Origin of the sequence: Micromonospora sp. C95, from assembly GCF_018070465.1 — a bacterium.
Taxonomy (GTDB): Bacteria; Actinomycetota; Actinomycetes; order Mycobacteriales; family Micromonosporaceae; genus Micromonospora.
In genome coordinates, this window is record NZ_JAGPXT010000056.1 from 1 (window position 1) to 2417 (window position 2417).

At 72.2% G+C, this 2417-nt stretch carries 4 protein-coding genes; 2 read left to right on the forward strand and 2 right to left on the reverse strand.

From position 1 onward, the window contains the following. Positions 1-28 precede the first annotated feature (28 nt). Positions 29-1024 (reverse strand): stage II sporulation protein M, encoded by a 996-nt coding sequence (locus KBX00_RS28900; RefSeq protein WP_210831222.1) that lies wholly within the window; start codon positions 1022-1024, stop codon positions 29-31. Between the two features lie 41 nt (positions 1025-1065). Between KBX00_RS28900 and KBX00_RS28905 the strand changes: the two genes are divergently transcribed. Beyond that, positions 1066-1959, forward strand: a complete 894-nt coding sequence (locus tag KBX00_RS28905) for an RDD family protein (RefSeq protein WP_307869112.1) — start codon at positions 1066-1068, stop codon at positions 1957-1959. Beyond that, positions 1956-2111: a hypothetical protein gene (locus KBX00_RS28910; protein WP_210831223.1), complete on the forward strand. Its 156-nt coding sequence runs from the start codon at positions 1956-1958 to the stop codon at positions 2109-2111. The genes KBX00_RS28905 and KBX00_RS28910 overlap by 4 nt, the downstream gene beginning before the upstream one ends. Before the next feature lie 103 nt (positions 2112-2214). On the opposite strand, the gene KBX00_RS28915 is transcribed toward KBX00_RS28910, so the two are convergent. Continuing rightward, the coding region (locus KBX00_RS28915; RefSeq protein ID WP_210823690.1) for an adenosylhomocysteinase at positions 2215-2417 on the reverse strand (203 nt) is incomplete at its 5' end.

The window sequence follows — 2417 nt, forward strand, 5'->3', positions numbered from 1 at the left end:
CCACCCACCCACCCCGTTGATCATGAAGTTATCGCCACCGCCTCGGCGTGTCGTGGGCAACAACTTCATGATCGACAGGGGGATCGGCGGGGGTGGAGCGGGAGCCGAGGGTGAGGACGTAGGCGAGGAAGGCTAGCCAGGTGGTGGCGCCTATGGCGATGCGGAGGGGCGCTGGCAGGGGGGCGGGGGTGATGAAGGCCTCGATGAGCGCTGCGACGGCGAAGAGGGCGACCAGGCCGACGGCGACCAGGACGCCGTCGCGTCCTGCCCGGGCCACCGCCTGGCCCCGGGTCAGCTGCTCCGGCGGTGCGATCCACGCCCACCCGATCCGCAGCCCGACCCCGGCGGCGACGAACACCCCGGTCAGCTCCAGCAACCCGTGCGGGGTGATCAGGCCGAAGAAGACGTCCGCCCGGCCGTAGGAGACCATCACCCCGCCGACCACCCCGATGTTGATCGCGTTCTGCCAGAGCAGGTAGCCGACGGGCACGATCAGCACCCCCGCCGCCAGGCACTTCGCTGCCAGCCAGGCGTTGTGGGTCCACAGGTGGAAGGCGAACGTCGGCGCGGAGAACTCCGTGTAGTAGCCGGCGAAGCCGGACTCGACCAGGTTGGCGGCCTCGTCGTCGCCGATGAACGCCGCCGCCGTCTCCGGGTTGTCCGCCACGAACCACATCAGGGTGAAGGTGAGCAGGGTGAAGGCGGTCGCCACCGCACACCACCACGGCGCTGCCCGCCAGATCGCGCCCGGCAGGCCGACCAGCAGGAATCGTCGTACGGCCGTCCAGGTGGGTCGGGGCCGACCGGTGAGCCGCGCCCGCGCCCGGAGCACCACCTGGGACAGCTCGCTGACCAGCGCCGGGTCCGGCGAGCGGCTACGCAGCACCGACAGTTGGGTGGTGGCTCGCTGGTAGAGCGTGACCAGCTCGTCGACCTCGGCCGCGTCAAGCCGTCGCTGACCACAGAGCTGGTTCAGCCGACGCCACTGCCCGCCGTGCTCCGCGACGTACGCGTCGACATCCACCAGCCACCTCCGACCGCGCGATCATAGTGTTCACTGTCGGGGTGAGCACAGCGGCGCGAGCGTGGACCGCCCCGGGTTGGGGCGACGCCGGGCTGGTCAGCGGCGAGGCCGTCGAGTTGGACGTGCGGGCCGCCCGGATCGGCTCCCGGGCGCTCGCCCTCCTGCTCGACGTGCTTGTGCAGCTGGCCGCCGGGCTGCTGCTCGCCGCGCTGGCCGGGCTGGTCCTGGCCGCCCTGCCGTACGGGGTGCTCGACGCGGCGATGGAACGCGCCCTGCTCACCGTCGGGCTGGTCCTGCTGCTGGTCGGCTACCCGGTGCTCTGCGAACGGTTCAACGACGGCCGGACGCCGGGCAAGGCGGCGGTCGGACTGCGGGTGGTGAGCCTCGACGGCGCTCCCGTCGGGTTCCGGCAGTCGCTGACCCGGGCCCTGGTCGGGGTCGCCGTGGAGTGGCCGGGTCTGGTGCTGCCGCTGCTGTCCTGGGCGGTCGGGCTGACCGTGATGCTCAGCGACGCCCGTGGCCGGCGACTGGGTGACCTGGCGGCGGGCACCCTCGTGGTGCACACCCGGCCCGGGACGAGGTGGCGTCCGGTCCCGGCGATGGTGCCGGAACTGGCCGGCTGGGCGTACTCGCTGGACCTGAGCCGGTTGGACGCGGAGCTGGCGCTTGCCGTGCGGCAGTATCTGGCCCGGGCCAACGGGTTCAGCGAGCCGGCGCGCGGCGAGCTGGCCCGGCTGCTGTGGCGGCAGGTCGGCGCGGTGACCGGCCCGCCACCACCCCCCGGGCGACCGGAGGTGATGTACCTGGCCGCCGTGATCGCCGAGCGGCATCGACGGGCCCGTCGCCGCCTCGCCGGCGAACGGGCGCTCACCGGGGCGTTGTGGTCGCAGTTGCCGAGCGCATCGGCCGACGATCGACCCGGGAGGTCGGGATGAGGGGTTTCGGGCCGTGGCTGGCGGTTCTCGCGGTGGTGTTGCTGCTCAGCGCGCTGCGGCTGCGCACCCTCGCGGCGCTGGTCTCTGTGGCCTGGCTGGTCTGGTGTGTCTGGACCTGGATCCGCCCCACCCGCCACCGCCGTCCCGACTGACCGCCGTCCCGACTGACCGGCGGTGCACGACCGGCGGTTCACCGGCAAGCCGGCCAACTCCGGGGCCGGACACTGCGGTCGGCCCCGGAGGTGACGTCGATGCTCAGTAGCGGTAGTGGTCCGGTTTGAAGGGGCCTTCGACGGCGACGCCGAGGTAGGCGGCCTGTTCCTTGGACAGTGTGGTGAGTTTGGCGCCGAGGGCGTCGAGGTGTAGTCGGGCGACTTTCTCGTCGAGGTGTTTGGGTAGCACGTGCACGCCGGTGGGGTACTGGTCGGTCTTGGTGTACAGCTCGATCTGGGCGATCG